Here is a 15,320-nt window from a genome sequence, read left to right on the forward strand (position 1 = left end):
AACAGATTGATGAATGAATAAATTAATTGTTTCTTTCGGTTACAGCGGTGCGTATTTTTTGAAATCCGTCACCCAGCACATCAAATACCTTGTCTCTGAAACTACGCTCTAACTCCAGTTCTACATCCAGTAATAATGCAGTCGCATCTACTTTTTGTGTACCGGCAGTAAGGATTCGTTGGTTTTGAATTTCGCGTTGTGCTACGGCCAAAAGTGCATCCACTTCTCCGACTGTAATGGTTTGATTTGTTTTTTGAATTTCCTTCAACTTTGCGACAACTTCTTCTACTTTACTGTCTTCAAAAGAGATTCCTTGCTGTTTCTCAATAGCTGTATTTGCCACTTCAGCTTTTTGTTTAAGAGGTGTATTTACAGCTATGTCTTCTTTATACTTAGTTTGTTGTTTTTTCTGAACTTGTTGTATTTCGGTAGGGACCTTTTTATCTGAAACCGTTGCTTCAGAGGTATCTTCTTCCAAGGCAATTGCTTCGGAAGGAATTTCCTGAGGACTAGTTTCAGGATTTGTCTGTGATTCTGCTTCTTCCGAAATATTTTCGGTAGCGATTACTTCGTTCGATTCAATTTCGGAAGGACTAAAAACCAACGCTCCAATGATTAACAGTGCCGCAATACTCGCCGCGATGGCATACCACATCACTTTACTGCCTCCCTTTGTTTCTTCACCATCCAATCTGTTCTGCAAGGTGTTCCACGCTCCTTTTGAAGGTTGTAACTCCCGTTCCTGCAGCTTTTCTCTAATATTTTCTTCTAACTTAATGGGTGCCATAACTTATATTATTTTGTTTCACTTTCGCCTGAAGCATTTTTCGGGCTTTAAACAACTGCGATTTGGACGTGCTCTCACTTATTTGGAGCAATTCGGCTATCTCACTGTGCTTGTATCCCTCAACGGCATACAGCACAAAAACTGTTTTGTAGCCATCGGGAAGGGAATCGATCATTTTCTGAATTTCTTCCACCTCCAATTCGGTTTCGATATAAGCCACGTGCTCAATGGAATTCTCAATTTCGGCTTCGTCCTTAAAGTCGAATTTCTTATTCCTCCGCAATTCCGAAATCGACTCGTTCACCATAATTCTTCTAATCCAGCCTTCAAAACTGCCTTGCGCCTTATACGAATGCAGGTAGGTGAATACTTTTAAAAATCCGGTGAGCATCACCTCTTCAGCAATATCATTACTCTTTACATACTGTCTGCAAACACTTAGCATCTTTGGTGAAAACAGTTCGAACAACTCCTGTTGTGCACGTCTGTTCCCTTTTCCCGCCTTGGCAATAAGTTTCGTATAGTTTTTATGTAACGATATAATTTTCAAATGCACTTCGCTTTACACATGCTTCCATTTCTATAGACGCAGCTTGTTATAAAATAGTTGCCTGAAGGTAAAAAAGTTTTGGGGTTGTTTTTTCTGAAAAGGTCTCTTTATTTTTTTCGGTCGATCACATAATTTACCATCAACTCTAAAGAATCTTTGTAGGTTGAGGGCGGATACGACTGAAGCAACTGCAATGCCTCTTCCTGATAGGATTTCATTTTGGTCACCGCGTATTCGAGTCCGCCGGTTTTCTTCACAAAATCTATTACTTCCTGCACTCGTTTTTTATCCCTATTGTAGTTTTTGACAGAATTTATAAGCCAGGATTTCTCTTTGGCCGAAGCGTGATTGAGCGCATAAATTAACGGAAGCGTCATTTTTTGCTCCTTGATATCGATTCCCGTTGGCTTGCCAATTTTTTCCTTTCCATAATCGAAAAGGTCATCTTTAATCTGAAAAGCAATGCCTATCAATTCTCCAAATCTTCGCAAGTTTTCAACTTCTTCTTTTGAAGCATTTACCGATTGTGCCCCCATGGCACAACAGGCAGCGATTAAAGTAGCGGTTTTCTTCTGTATGATTTCAAAGTAGACTTCTTCGGTGATATCGAGTTTTCGGGCCTTTTCAATTTGAAGCAATTCACCTTCACTCATCTCACGCACTGCCACCGAAATAATTTTTAGCAAATCGAAATCGCCGTTATCGATGGAAAGTAGCAACCCTCTCGAAAGCAAATAGTCGCCCACCAACACCGCAATTTTATTTTTCCAAAGAGCGTTGATACTGAAAAAGCCCCGCCTCCGATTGCTGTCGTCAACTACATCATCGTGTACGAGGGTGGCAGTATGTATTAACTCAATCACTGAAGCTCCGCGATAGGTGCGGTCATTTACTTCTCCGTGATTGGTCATTTTGGCGATAAGGAACACAAACATGGGCCGCATTTGTTTTCCTTTTCGGTTTACAACATAATGCGTTATACGGTTGAGGAGGGAAACTTTGGAAGACATGGAAACGGTAAACTTTTTCTCGAAAAGTTCCATTTCGTACTCTATGGGTAATTTTATTTGTGAGACTATTTTCATGTAATTCCCAAAATTAACTTAAAACCGTAAATAAATAATGATTTTTAGTTCTCATTCTTTAAATTCGCTTCTTGTAAATTTTAAATTATTAATCTTAAAAAAAACTATGAAAAAAATTACTTTATTGGCAGCCTTCTTTGCTGCTTTTGCTATGAATTCGCAAGTAACTGTTTGGGAAGACAGTTTTGAATCCTATTCCGATTTTGAAATTGCCGCTATCGGGACATGGTCACAAATTGATAACGATGCTTCGCCAACGTATGGCTCAACAAATTATGACTTTACTAATGAAGCTTATGTAGGTACTGCAATTGTCTTTAATCCATCAATGACAACACCGGATGCTTCGGGAGATACAGCCTGGCAGGTACGTACAGGAGAAAAAGGATTATACATGTTTGCAGCGACAAGTCTATTGAATGACGATTATATAATTACTCCACAAATCGATCTTAGTGGGGCAGCCGGATCTTCTTTTACGTTCTATGCAAAATCGCTAACAGCGGATTTTGGTTTAGAAAGATTTGAGGTGTTATTATCTACTACCGGTACTGCTGAAGGAGATTTTACAGTTAATCTTAGTGGAGGAGAACTTCAGGCACCAGTTGATGTGTATACTGAGTATACTTACGACCTTTCTGCGTATGATGGAATGCCTATTTATATTGCGATACATTATGTAGCTCAGGACTCATTTGTATTTCAAATGGATGACTTCATTGTAGAAGCAACTACATTGGGTGTAAATGACAATGTATTTAAAGGATTTACTTATTTTGTAGATGCCAACAATCAATTAAACCTAAGAGCGAACCTTCCAATGGATGGTGTTCAGTTATACAATGTTCTTGGGCAACAAGTTCTTTCAAGAAAATTGAGCGGTACTACTGAAGCTGTAAATATCTCGGCACTTACAAGTGGTGTTTATATTGCGAGTGTTATAATTGACGGACAAAAGCGATCTTACAAAATTGTAAAGAAGTAATAAGTTTCTTACTCTATAAATTAAAAGCGGCTACTAGCCGCTTTTTTTTTAGTGTTTGTTGGCTAACTGTCCACAGGCTGCATCAATGTCCTTACCTCTGCTTCTGCGAACTGTCACAGGGGTTCTGTTTTTTTCCAGAGCAGTGATGTAATTTTGAATGGCATAGTTGGATGCTTGCTGAAACTGTCCGTCATCGATGGGATTGTACTCTATAATATTGACCTTACAGGGTATATAGTTGCAAAACCGCACCAGGGCATCGATATCCTCTTTACTGTCGTTGATACCTTCCCATACCACATATTCGTAAGTAATCTTGCGGTTGGTCTTTTCGTACCAATATTCCAACGACTCTTGTAAGTCTGTAAGATGAAAACTTTTTGCAAACGGCATGATTTGTTCCCGTTTTTCCTGAATGGCCGAATGCAAGGAAACCGCCAGATTGAATTTCACCGCATCGTCGGCCAACTTCTTTATCATTTTGGGCACCCCCGATGTGGATACGGTAATTCTCTTGGAAGACATCCCCAGTCCTTCATCTGAAGTTATTTTATCGATAGCTTCAAGAACGTTCTTGTAATTCATAAGCGGCTCACCCATTCCCATAAACACAATATTTGAAAGCGGGCGACTGTGATAAAGTCTGCTTTCTTTGTCGATGGCTACAACCTGATCGTAGATCTCGTCCGGATTTAAATTCCGCATTCGCTTCAATCGCGCCGTGGCGCAAAATTTACAATCCAAACTGCAACCAACCTGAGAAGATACGCAGGCCGTGGTTCTCTTTTTCGTGGGAATTAAGACCGATTCAACAATGAGTCCGTCGTGCAGCTTAACAGCGTTCTTTACTGTCCCGTCGCTGCTCTTTTGCAAGCTGTCTACTTCAATATGATTTATCACAAAGTTGGCCTCCAAATGCGCGCGGGTTTGCTTCGAAATGTTGGTCATTTCCTCGAACGTGTGCAAGCCTTTGCTCCAAAGCCATTCATAAACCTGATTTCCTCTAAAAGGTTTGTCGCCAATAGATTCGAAGAAAGTGCGTAGTTCTTCTTTGGATAATGCCCGTATGTCTTTTTTTTCTGAAATCATTTCAGTGCAAAAATACAGTTTCCTTTGCAGTAGCCCATAGAGCTTAACAGTTTTTATTTTTTCTGAAAAAGGAAAGGAAATTGACTAGCGGTCGATAATAATCTTTTTGGTAATTTCAGATTGCGTTTCTTCGTCAACAAGGCGTAAGAAGTAAATTCCTTTAGAATAACGATCCACCATGATTGTATTCATAGTGTTGGAAACAGATCCGGACATTAATTGTTGCCCTACCAAGTTATAAAGGCTATAGGAAAGGTTAGGGTATCTGCTATTCATAACAGTAATATAGGTGCTCGCCGGATTAGGGAAAATATCCAAAGTACCGTTAATTTCAATATCGGGAATGTTCAATATGTTTTGGAGGGTTCCTACTGTGGTTTGCCCTGTATTTATAGGATCTAACCAATCTTTTAAGCGGGTTTCGGGAGTTGTGCCGGCATTCCATGAAACACCAAATCTGCCGTAAATATCGTAATCGCCATTGTTGCTTGTACCGTTGCAAGTAGATTGTCCGGCGTACAACTGACCAATAATTTTACCGTCTTCATTAAAAAGTGGAGAGCCTGAAGAACCGCTTTCGGTAGTTCCAATTTCCCACCCATTTCCAGTTCCTATTGAAACTCCGCCAATAAGCCAAACATCAACATCTCCGGCTGTTTCTTTTACAGCGCCTGAGTCATCACGACAAATTTTCATGATATCCCCATTAGGGTGGTGTATGCCCACTTCAAATTCTGGTAAGGCATCGGAGTTATCCCAACCGGCAAAGGCGATGTCCCACGACTCGGGGATACTATTAAATAATTCTACCAATGCAAAGTCACTTTTTGCATTGTTCGCTCTTAATTGAGCCCCACTCATGGTGAAATTTGTTTGTAAATCGGCACTGTCCTCTCCGGTCCCACAAACAGGGGTCGGACTAATCCAATTAAAACGAATAGACCACAATGCAGGATCGCTATTTTCCAGGCAATGGTTAGCGGTAAGCAGATAAGGTTTTTTATCCCCCGCAGTGTTATTCACCAGCGAAGCGGAACACAGATACCCATTCCCCAGATTGAGAATGTTCACTGCCTTTTTAAGCACGTCTTTCATCTCGTCGAAATCGGGACCAATAGAGCAATTTACATCGTAGTTACAAGCTCCGGAATCGTTCATTCCTCTTGTTTCGGAACCCCCTGTCACAATATCATTTACTAAATTCATTCTGTAGCCGTGAATAATAGTTCCTACTACCAATTCAACCTGCTCTGCTGTATAAAGGGGTTCATAATATTCGAGCCAGATATAATCTCCGGTTACAAACCATGAGCCCAATTGTTTGTTTGCACGATTACTGCTGTGTGTATAAGGTTTTGAAATATCTGTACGATCGTTATTGTAGAGGAATAACCTTCCTCCCGAAGGCAAATAAAAATCGTCAAAATTGACACTTATGTTTATGGCGTCTGAAGATTTGATGGCCGCTCTCCATATTCTACCCCGATTATTCGGCAGGTTGGTCCAAACTCCTTCTTCCTGTAAGTTTACCGTAAGAGGTCTGGCAATTCCGTATCGCCATGGGATACTCTTGTCCAAATCGTTAATGCTATCTTGCACGTGAATGGCTTCCAAGTCTAAGGGTGGTAGTACAATAGGATCTATATTAGCAGAAAGATTCAATTCCCAACTAAAAGGAATATCACCATTTACGCCCTGTGAAAAGGACACAAATGATAGCAGGAATAAAAAAGAGAAAAGTAGTGTTCTTTTCATGCTATAACCCAGTTAGTTAGACAATAAGCATACTAAAATACTCCTTTATTTTGATATTATAAAACCAAATGAGAAGAAAAGAAAAAATCCTGATAAAATATCAGGATTTTTGAATGGTAATGGGGTTATAAGACTGCTGTTAAATGATTAACATCGCATCGCCATAAGTATAAAAGCGATACTTTTCTTTGATGGCCTCGGCATAGGCTTCCTTTATAAATTCGTGTCCCGCAAAAGCAGCCACCATCATTAGCAAGGTCGATTTTGGAGTGTGAAAATTAGTCACCATTGTATTGGCGATACTAAAATCGTAGGGAGGAAAAATAAATTTATTAGTCCACCCCGAATATGCATTAAGTGTATGATCTGAAGACACCGAACTTTCCAGAGCACGCATCACGGTAGTTCCTACCGCACAAACGCGTCTTTTCTTGGCAATTCCGTTGTTGATTACGCCAACGGCATCTTCCCCGATGATAATTTCTTCCGAATCCATTTTGTGTTTGGACAAATCTTCAACCTCAACAGGGCTAAAAGTTCCCAAACCTACATGCAAAGTGACTTCGGCAAAGTTTATGCCTTTAATTTCTAGACGCTTTAATAAATGTTTTGAAAAATGCAATCCTGCAGTTGGAGCAGCAACCGCCCCTTCGGTTTTGGCGAAGATGGTCTGGTAACGCTCTGCATCTTCAGGCTCTACTTCTCTTTTAATGTATTTAGGAAGGGGTGTTTCCCCTAGTTCGGTTAATTTACTTCTGAATTCTTCATACGACCCGTCGAACAAAAAACGAAGGGTTCTTCCTCTGGAAGTTGTATTGTCTATTACTTCGGCTACCAACGATTCGTCATCCCCGAAATAAAGTTTATTCCCAATTCTAATTTTACGTGCAGGATCTACTAAAACGTCCCATAACCTGGTTTCGGAATTTAATTCCCGCAATAAAAAAACTTCAATTCGGGCGCCTGTTTTTTCCTTATTCCCGAACAATCTCGCAGGAAATACTTTAGTGTTGTTCAACACCAAAACATCATCTTCATTAAAATAATTGATAAGATCCTTAAACATTTTATGTTCAATGGTTTTTTCCTTTCGGTTGAGTACCATTAAACGAGATTCGTCTCTGTTTGGTGCCGGATATTCGGCCAGTAATTCAGGTGGTAAATTAAAACTAAAATTGGATAACTTCATTCCCATAGCAGCAGTGGTTTTGTCTTTAAAAAGTGGCAAATATACAACCTCGGGATAGGGGTTGTCAAGTAAAAGCGTATTTATTATTGATAATCTACTGAAATGCCAACTTTAGCGAGGGCATCCCAAAACTTTGGAAACGATTTTGTTACCACGTTGGGATCTTGAATTGTGATAGGAATTTTCATCGCCAAGGGGGCGAAAGCCATTGCCATGCGATGATCGTCATAGGTATCGACGGTGATATGTTCCTTTATTTTGGCTGAAACTGAAATCGACAAGGAATCTTCGGTACTATGTACTTTGGCTCCCAATTTTTCCAATTCCGTTTTTAAGGCGGCAATTCTATCGGTTTCCTTAATTTTTAGGGTATGAAGCCCGGTTAGCTCACATGAAATACCCAATGCGAAACAGGTAACGGCAATGGTTTGGGCAATATCGGGTGAATTTGATAAGTTTAATTTCAGTTCTTTAGGAAACTTGACCGATTTCTTTGAAAGGGTAATTGAAGCTTCGGACGGATTAAAAGAAGTATTCACGCCCAGTGATTCATACAAAGTAGCCACTACCGAATCTCCCTGAAGGCTGTTACTGTGGTAGCTTTTCAGGGTTACGGAAAGCCCTTCAGATAACGCAACCAGACTGTAAAAATAGGATGCCGAACTCCAATCTGATTCTATTATTACGGTCGTATCCTCAATCGTTTCAGTAGGTTCAACTTTGATGGTATTTTCAGAAAAAGTAGTCGCTATACCAAGGTTGTTCAACAAATCTAATGTCATGGTAATGTATGGGACCGATGTAATTTCTCCTTCCAAAGATAGCGTGAGTCCTTTTGGTAATGACGGTGCAATTAAAAGTAGTGCCGAAATATACTGACTACTTATATTGGCCATAATCTCGACCGAAGCCTTACTTAGTTTTTTTCCAACAATTTTAAGCGGTGGAAAACCTTCGTTTTCGGTGTAGGTGATATCGGCTCCTAAACTTTGCAATGCATCTACCAGAACTGCAATAGGGCGTTCCTGCATGCGTTCGCTTCCGGTAAGTGTGACTCCGCTTCCTTCTTTACTCGTAAAATAGGCCGTTAAAAAGCGCATAGCGGTACCTGCATGCAGGATGTCGATTATCCCCTCTTTTTGGGCCAGCCCGTTACGGAGCACATGGGTGTCGTCACTCTCCGAGAGATTAACAAGCCGTAAATTGGGGTACAAGGCTTGAAGTACCAATAAGCGATTGGATTCGCTTTTTGAACCCGTGATGGTGATAGTAGGGTGTGCGACCGATTTGTTAGTTTGTCCTAATAAAACCCTCATTTTAAAGGTTTTTATTTTTGATTTTTGATTGAAACTTTCCGAAGGAAACGATAAAACCATACGCTAATCCCGCAACCAAAGATCCACCTAACAAGTACCATGGATCTCTTTCAGTAAAAAAGGCGATCTCAAAACCCTCAAAGGCCCATTTTATAAGAATAAAAACACATACAAAGGCCAGACCCAAAGTAAAAACCGATTTCCAAAATCCCTTATGGGAAACAACTTGTTTAAACATTATTTCAGTTTTTTATTTGTGTGATGCCTATCGTGATCCCGCTTTGTTTTTGCGGCTAATTTTTTGGCAAAAGCCTCTTCCAAGTTTACGCCTGTCTGATTGGCAAGACACAACACCACAAAAACCACATCTGCCAACTCTTCTCCAAGATCTTTGTTTTTATCGCTTTCCTTTTCGCTTTGCTCTCCGTAGCGTCTTGCAATGATACGAGCCACTTCCCCAACCTCTTCCGTAAGCTGCGCCATGTTGGTTAGCTCGTTAAAATAACGTACGCCATGTTCTTGTATCCATGTATCTACAGCGGCTTGAGCATTTTGAATGTTCATGATTTATATTTTTGGGAAATTTCCGACTTCAATTTCTACAATTTTTAATTTCAGCTTATTTTTACCAAACGCTTGTGCTGTCAAGGACTCGGCTGATAAGTAGTATGAATTATTTACTATATCCACTATGGCTGATTTCAATTAAGTAAAGATAGAACTTATGCATGTATTCTTCCGTTTCAAAATAAAAAAATGAACGATTCCGTAGAACTTTATTCTCTATTTTTTGAATCAATACAAATTGTTACGGGACCGTCATTTATTAAGACAACATCCATCATGGCTCCAAAGACGCCGGTTTGCACCTTTTTTTGAAGCTCATTTTCAAGCTGAAGCACAAATGCTTCGTATAACGGTATCGCAGTTTCGGGACGGGCTGCTTTTATAAAGGAAGGCCTGTTTCCCTTCCTGGTGCCGGCGTGCAGTGTAAACTGACTTACCACAATAATATCTCCGTGTATATCTAAAATAGAAAGATTCATGGCATCATTTTCATCCGAAAAAATACGAAGTCGAGCAATTTTTCCTGCCAACCACTCAATATCTTCTCGAGAATCTTCGTTTTCAATGCCCAACAGAATTAGAAGTCCTTGTTGTATGGCTGAAACGACTTTCCCTTCAACTAGCACCGAAGCTTCTTTTACACGTTGTAATACTACTCTCATGTATTGTGAATATCCTTTCTGTAATTTTCTTCCTCTCCTTCCAAAATCTGAAGGTAACTCTTATAGCGCGACCATGCAATTTCTCCCTGTTCCAAGGCTTCCTTAACAGCACATTGAGGTTCCTCCAAATGCAAACAGTTATTAAATTTACATTGATCCTTTATGTCAAAAAACTCGGGAAAGTAATCTCCTAACTCTTCCTTTTCCATTTCCACGACCCCAAAACCCTTTATCCCGGGAGTGTCTATAATTTGTGCTCCAAAAGCCAGGTCGTACATTTCGGCAAAGGTTGTGGTGTGCTGTCCCTGTTGGTGCTGTTCCGAAATTTCTGAAGTCTTCAAATTTAAATCGGGTTCTATGACATTGATTAGCGTCGATTTTCCAACTCCGCTATGCCCCGAAAACATAGATACTTTATTTTCCATCAAGGTTTTAACCTTGTCGATATTCTTTCCTGTTTTTGCCGAAATACCTATACATTCATACCCAATATTTCGGTACAATGCGGCCAAGAATTTTATTTCCAGCAGCTCATCATCGTTATAGGTGTCTATTTTATTGAAAAGGAGGATCGCTTTGATATGATACGCTTCGGCAGTGACTAAAAACCGATCGATAAAGGTTGTAAAAGTTGGCGGATTGGTAAGGGTTATCAATAAAAAAGCAATGTCGATATTAGCAGCAATGATATGAGTTTGCTTTGAAAGGTTGACCGATTTGCGAATAATGTAGTTTTCGCGCTTTTCAATTTTTGAAATGATTCCAACGGTCTCATCCCCTTTTGTTTCAACATCGAACACCACAAGATCCCCAACTGCCACCGGATTGGTACTTTTGATACCCTGCATCCGAAACTTTCCTTTGATACGACAATCGTAAAAATCGCCTTGTAACGATTTTACGGTATACCAACTTCCGGTAGACTTATAAACAACTCCTTTCATAGGGTGCAAAATTCTGAAAATTAAAACAAACAACACCATAATTAATTATATTTGCGGCGAAAAATCAATAAATCCTAATTGTATGAAGAAAATTGTTGCCTTAGCAAGTTTTGTACTGCTATTTACTTTGACCGTTGCCGCACAACAATATGAAGTTAAAGTCATTACAAGTGTCGAATCGATTGTGCCAAGTGGTTTGGGGAGATCCCGAATTATTTCGGCAAATGCCGAAAGAGACTACAAAGAATTTACCTCAACCCAAACCGAAGACGATAATTCCAGAAACAAATCGGATCGCTCCGAAATACGAGTGAAAGACTTCGACGAAACCAAATTGTTGAATTTTTACAATTTAGGTGGAATTCGTTTTCAAAACATTGCAGCCAACGATGCTGTAATTACTTCAAAAATTAACGCCATGATTGCTGAGGGTTGGGATCTGGCATTTGTATCCAGCGCTGTAGAGAGTGATGCAGGACAAGACGACGGACAAGGTATTTTTATTACCCGTTATATTTTCAAGAGACAAAAGCAATAGCCTCATTCCGAGTTCATAAAAAAAGCCGCAATCAGCGGCTTTTTTTATTTAGCATTCATTACATTTTTTTGATGGTTAATAGATTCCTGATGAATTGCTTTAAAGATTTTTAAGATGAATTCTTCACTGAGACTATTTTCTTCACCTTCCAAAATCATCTTGCCTAAAATTTCATTCCATCGCTTTGTTTGTAAGATGGCCACGTTGTTTTGCTTTTTCAAGCCTCCAATCTCATCAGATATTTTCATACGTTTCCCTAGAATTTCGAGTAGTTTATGATCCATGACATCGATTTTGGTACGCAATGTTGCCAGCTTATTTTTAAACTCAATCGCGTCGCCTTCTTCCTTTCTAATACGAAGGTCAATGGTCATTTGATGTAAGGTTGCGGGAGTTATTTGCTGTTCTGCGTCGCTCCAGGCATTGTCCGGATCGAAATGGGTTTCGACCATCAGTCCGTCGTAATTTAGATCCAATGCCGTCTGACATAGATCGAAGATAATATCCCGTCTTCCGGCGATATGCGAAGGATCCAGAATAAGTGGTAAATCGGGAAAACGATTTTGCAAATCGATTGGAATTTGCCACTCGGGGTTGTTGCGATATCGTGTTTTTTCGTAGGTAGAAAATCCTCTGTGGATCACTCCCAGATTTTGTACGCCCGCTTCGTAAAAACGCTCTACGGCGCCCAACCATAAAGCCAAATCGGGGTTTACAGGGTTTTTGATGAGGACAGTCTTGGAAGTACCTCTTAAGGCTTCCGCAATTTCCTGAACAATAAATGGGGAAACAGTGGTTCGTGCTCCCACCCATAGAATATCAATATCGTGCTGTAATGCCAAATCCACATGATTGGCATTGGCTACTTCGGTGGTTGTTAACAGACCTGTTTCTTCCTTGGCTCTTTGCATCCACTTGAGGCCTAACGCTCCTACCCCTTCAAAATTTCCGGGCCGAGTTCTGGGTTTCCAAATTCCGGCGCGCAATACTGTAGTATCCGTTTCCTTTAATTGATGTGCAATTTTCAATACCTGCGCTTCGGTTTCGGCACTACAAGGTCCGGCAATTACCAATGGGTGTTTCAAACCAAATGCATCCAACCAATTTCTGAGGTTTTTACTATTTTCCATCGAGCGCGATATGTGTTAGATGACTGGGATTACTTTCAAGATTTTGTTTGTACATTCCTAATATTTTTAATTCTTTGACCGCTTTTTCCATCATAATAATTACTTCAGAAAATAGTATATAATCTGAAAACAATACATCCACAAAAAAGGCATATTGCCACGGACGACCTGTAATTGGCAAGGATTGTATTTTCGTTAAATTAATGTCAAAGGTACTCAACATTTGCAATACATTGGACAAGCTGCCTACCTTATGGTTGAGCACAAATTTTAGGGTAGCTTTGTTGGCGTCCGTTACACCTGTATCGATTTTTCTGCGAATGACAATAAAACGGGTTTGGTTTTCTTTGATATTCTGAATTTTACTATCCAGAATTTTTAGACCGAATTTTTCGGCTACCTGTTTCCCGGCTATAGCAGCCACACCTTTAAGATTGTTTTCCTTGATTCGTCTTGCTTCTGAAGCGGTATCCTTGCCTTCAATTATTTTACAATGAGGCGGAAAACGCTGTAAATAATCCTTGCATTGTTGCAATGCCACAGGGTGTGAATGAATTTCTTCAATATCGTGTATGCTTTCACTTTCCAATGCCATGACATACATATCAATATTTAAAAAAATCTCTTCCACTATTTGAAAATCTCCCGAATCGATTAGGTTGTAATTGGGCAGAATAGATCCTGCAATTGTATTTTCAATGGCGAGCACCCCAAAGTCGGCATTAAAATTTGACACTTCCCGGCTCACTTGATCGAACGAATTGCAAGGCACCAATTGAATCTTCCTATTTGGAAAGAGCTTTTGCGCCGCCATGTCGTGGAATGAACTTTCTATTCCTTGTATTGCTATTTTCATAAGCGTGTATTTTTCGGATTATTGCATAAAAAAAAGTCCCGGAATTTTTCCGAGACTTTCATTATAATTAATATGTTAATTAACTACACAGCAATCTCGGATCTTTCCGTAAAATAGAAAAACCAAAAATTGAAATATGTATGTAATGCGTTCATGCTTCGTTTGTATCTTGCTAAAGTAAATAAAACTTTTAGACAACAAAATGTTTCGACAACTTTTTTATTTATGTAGCTTTGAAAAACAAAAATAATGTCCATACAGGTTTCACATATCACTAAGGAATACGGCGTGCAGAAAGCATTGGATGATGTCACTTTTTCAATCGAAAAAGGAGAAATTGTAGGCTTTTTAGGACCAAATGGCGCGGGGAAATCTACCCTGATGAAGATTCTTACCACTTATTTGAAACCTACCGAAGGAACTGCAGCTGTTAATAATTTTACTGTTTCTGAAGATGATCTTAATGTGCAAAAAAGTGTAGGCTATCTCCCCGAGCACAATCCCTTGTATTTAGATATGTACGTTCGGGAATACCTAATGTTCAATGCCGAAATTTATAAAATTCCAAAGGAGGAAGTCGAAAAAATTATAGAACGCACCGGACTTACACCCGAAGCGCATAAAAAAATTGAGCAGCTTTCAAAAGGGTATCGACAAAGAGTGGGGCTTGCCAATGCACTTTTACACAATCCGGAAGTTTTAATACTCGATGAGCCTACAACAGGTTTGGATCCCAATCAGTTAATTGAAATACGAGAGCTCATAAAAAACATCGGTAAAGACAAGGATGGAAAAACTGTTTTGCTTTCAACACATATAATGCAAGAAGTGGAAGCCATTTGCGATCGAGTGATTATTATTAATAAAGGTCGGATTGTATTAGACAAGAAACTCAAGGAACTATCCAATAGCAAAGAGCAAATTATAGAGGTAGAATTTGATTACAGGGTAGAAACGGAAGCCCTACAGCAGTTAAAAAAAGTATCGAAGGTGGAGAATCCTTCAGGGTTTGTATACAATATTTATTTCGCAACCGACAGTGATATGAGAGCTTCGGTCTTTGATTTTGCCCATGACAACGGTTTGAAAATACTTCAGCTACATCAAAAAAACACTTCGTTGGAAAAGTTATTTATAGAATTGACTACTCAAAAATAAGTCTTCCTGTATATAATTCTTCTACTTCTACAACTCGAGGCCGGTTTTTGGAAATAACGTTACCCAAACTACGAATTTCACCTCTTATAATATCTTGAGGATTTACTATCATTTTATTCGTGCTTCTATGAAATACGTATAAACGTTCCACTTCCAATTCTGCAGCTTCAATTCGTACATCCCCATCGAACAACCCAAAGAAACCAGAATAAATTTTACCTCTCAAGTAGAATTTAGAAAGTCCATTTGCATTGATATTCAAATTACCCACATCCAAATCCAGATTAAAATCTCCATCAGTATGATATACACCTTCAGCAGTTATATCTTCCGATATCAATTTTAATCTTCTAAATCTAAGAATTCCTCTGCTTTCAACTGTAAGACCAGAACTATTTCGTATTTCTGTAATATTGGGTGTAGTTACGTAGACTTTTGTTATACCATATTCCCGGACCCAATTACAGCTGTTTCGATCGCTAATTGTAAGTATACTATCCTTAACAACAACTTGAATTTCATTCATTAAATTTTCGCCTGTCTCCACACGAACACTCTGAAAATCTCCCTGACTGACAATAAGCTGAACTCGTTCCCAAACCTGTATTTTTTTGAATTGACGAACATTAAATTCTCTTTCTATGATAGGCCCTGACTCCTGCACACAATCCCACGCAAATTCGGAAGTGCAGCTAGTTAGAACAATCAA

The 15,320-nt window shown here is 39.4% G+C and carries 17 protein-coding genes; 3 read left to right on the forward strand and 14 right to left on the reverse strand.

The window, feature by feature from the left end; genetic code table 11:
- Positions 1 to 22: 22 nt before the first annotated feature.
- The 3 genes from ATE92_RS02505 to ATE92_RS02515 form a co-directional block, all read right to left on the reverse strand.
- Positions 23 to 787 (reverse strand): hypothetical protein, encoded by a 765-nt coding sequence (locus tag ATE92_RS02505; protein WP_100802197.1) that lies wholly within the window; start codon positions 785 to 787, stop codon positions 23 to 25.
- Positions 774 to 1,337 (reverse strand): RNA polymerase sigma factor, encoded by a 564-nt coding sequence (locus tag ATE92_RS02510; protein ID WP_100802198.1) that lies wholly within the window; start codon positions 1,335 to 1,337, stop codon positions 774 to 776. The genes ATE92_RS02505 and ATE92_RS02510 overlap by 14 nt, the downstream gene beginning before the upstream one ends.
- A 107-nt stretch (positions 1,338 to 1,444) precedes the next feature.
- Positions 1,445 to 2,422 (reverse strand): polyprenyl synthetase family protein, encoded by a 978-nt coding sequence (locus ATE92_RS02515; RefSeq protein WP_100802199.1) that lies wholly within the window; start codon positions 2,420 to 2,422, stop codon positions 1,445 to 1,447.
- A gap of 106 nt (positions 2,423 to 2,528) precedes the next feature.
- Between ATE92_RS02515 and ATE92_RS02520 the strand changes: the two genes are divergently transcribed.
- Positions 2,529 to 3,407, forward strand: a complete 879-nt coding sequence (locus ATE92_RS02520; RefSeq protein WP_198515590.1) for a T9SS-dependent choice-of-anchor J family protein — start codon at positions 2,529 to 2,531, stop codon at positions 3,405 to 3,407.
- A gap of 48 nt (positions 3,408 to 3,455) precedes the next feature.
- Here ATE92_RS02520 and rlmN read toward each other — a convergent pair whose 3' ends face one another.
- The 8 genes from rlmN to rsgA all read right to left on the reverse strand — a co-directional run bounded on the left by rlmN (position 3,456) and on the right by rsgA (position 10,929).
- Positions 3,456 to 4,496: a 23S rRNA (adenine(2503)-C(2))-methyltransferase RlmN gene (rlmN, locus tag ATE92_RS02525; RefSeq protein WP_100802201.1), complete on the reverse strand. Its 1,041-nt coding sequence runs from the start codon at positions 4,494 to 4,496 to the stop codon at positions 3,456 to 3,458.
- A gap of 84 nt (positions 4,497 to 4,580) precedes the next feature.
- On the reverse strand, positions 4,581 to 6,251 hold the full coding sequence (locus tag ATE92_RS02530; RefSeq protein ID WP_100802202.1) for a T9SS type A sorting domain-containing protein: 1,671 nt from the start codon (positions 6,249 to 6,251) through the stop codon (positions 4,581 to 4,583).
- Between the two features lie 139 nt (positions 6,252 to 6,390).
- Positions 6,391 to 7,440, reverse strand: coding sequence for a tRNA preQ1(34) S-adenosylmethionine ribosyltransferase-isomerase QueA (gene queA, locus ATE92_RS02535; protein ID WP_100804330.1), 1,050 nt, complete (start codon positions 7,438 to 7,440; stop codon positions 6,391 to 6,393).
- 83 nt (positions 7,441 to 7,523) lie between these two features.
- The gene (aroA, locus tag ATE92_RS02540) at positions 7,524 to 8,756 is read right to left on the reverse strand and encodes a 3-phosphoshikimate 1-carboxyvinyltransferase (protein WP_100802203.1); all 1,233 of its coding nucleotides are present in this window, start codon (positions 8,754 to 8,756) and stop codon (positions 7,524 to 7,526) included.
- Position 8,757: 1 nt separating this feature from the next.
- On the reverse strand, positions 8,758 to 8,994 hold the full coding sequence (locus ATE92_RS02545) for a hypothetical protein (protein ID WP_100802204.1): 237 nt from the start codon (positions 8,992 to 8,994) through the stop codon (positions 8,758 to 8,760).
- A complete protein-coding gene (locus ATE92_RS02550) occupies positions 8,994 to 9,320 on the reverse strand; it encodes a nucleotide pyrophosphohydrolase (protein WP_100802205.1) in 327 nt (108 codons plus the stop codon). The genes ATE92_RS02545 and ATE92_RS02550 overlap by 1 nt, the downstream gene beginning before the upstream one ends.
- 212 nt (positions 9,321 to 9,532) lie before the next feature.
- The gene (gene dtd / locus ATE92_RS02555; RefSeq protein WP_100802206.1) at positions 9,533 to 9,985 is read right to left on the reverse strand and encodes a D-aminoacyl-tRNA deacylase; all 453 of its coding nucleotides are present in this window, start codon (positions 9,983 to 9,985) and stop codon (positions 9,533 to 9,535) included.
- Entirely contained in the window at positions 9,982 to 10,929 is a 948-nt protein-coding gene (gene rsgA / locus ATE92_RS02560) for a ribosome small subunit-dependent GTPase A (protein WP_100804331.1), read from the reverse strand. Before rsgA ends, dtd begins: the two co-directional genes overlap by 4 nt.
- An 82-nt stretch (positions 10,930 to 11,011) precedes the next feature.
- Between rsgA and ATE92_RS02565 the strand changes: the two genes are divergently transcribed.
- Positions 11,012 to 11,467 (forward strand): hypothetical protein, encoded by a 456-nt coding sequence (locus tag ATE92_RS02565; RefSeq protein WP_100802207.1) that lies wholly within the window; start codon positions 11,012 to 11,014, stop codon positions 11,465 to 11,467.
- 44 nt (positions 11,468 to 11,511) lie between these two features.
- On the opposite strand, the gene ATE92_RS02570 is transcribed toward ATE92_RS02565, so the two are convergent.
- Together ATE92_RS02570 and ATE92_RS02575 are read right to left on the reverse strand one after the other, a co-directional pair.
- Entirely contained in the window at positions 11,512 to 12,597 is a 1,086-nt protein-coding gene (locus ATE92_RS02570; protein WP_100802208.1) for a bifunctional 3-deoxy-7-phosphoheptulonate synthase/chorismate mutase type II, read from the reverse strand.
- On the reverse strand, positions 12,587 to 13,453 hold the full coding sequence (locus tag ATE92_RS02575; protein ID WP_100802209.1) for a prephenate dehydratase domain-containing protein: 867 nt from the start codon (positions 13,451 to 13,453) through the stop codon (positions 12,587 to 12,589). Before ATE92_RS02575 ends, ATE92_RS02570 begins: the two co-directional genes overlap by 11 nt.
- Before the next feature lie 249 nt (positions 13,454 to 13,702).
- On the opposite strand from ATE92_RS02575, the gene gldA reads away from it, so the two are divergent.
- Positions 13,703 to 14,611 carry a gliding motility-associated ABC transporter ATP-binding subunit GldA gene (gene gldA / locus ATE92_RS02580; RefSeq protein WP_100802210.1) on the forward strand — a complete coding sequence of 303 codons (909 nt, stop codon included), beginning with the start codon at positions 13,703 to 13,705 and terminating at the stop codon, positions 14,609 to 14,611.
- On the opposite strand, the gene ATE92_RS02585 is transcribed toward gldA, so the two are convergent.
- The gene (locus tag ATE92_RS02585; RefSeq protein WP_232729103.1) at positions 14,598 to 15,320 is read right to left on the reverse strand and encodes a head GIN domain-containing protein; all 723 of its coding nucleotides are present in this window, start codon (positions 15,318 to 15,320) and stop codon (positions 14,598 to 14,600) included. The two genes, gldA and ATE92_RS02585, sit on opposite strands and share 14 nt — an antisense overlap.

It is taken from the genome of Ulvibacter sp. MAR_2010_11 (genome assembly GCF_002813135.1).
In the GTDB taxonomy this organism is placed as follows: Bacteria; Bacteroidota; Bacteroidia; order Flavobacteriales; family Flavobacteriaceae; genus Altibacter.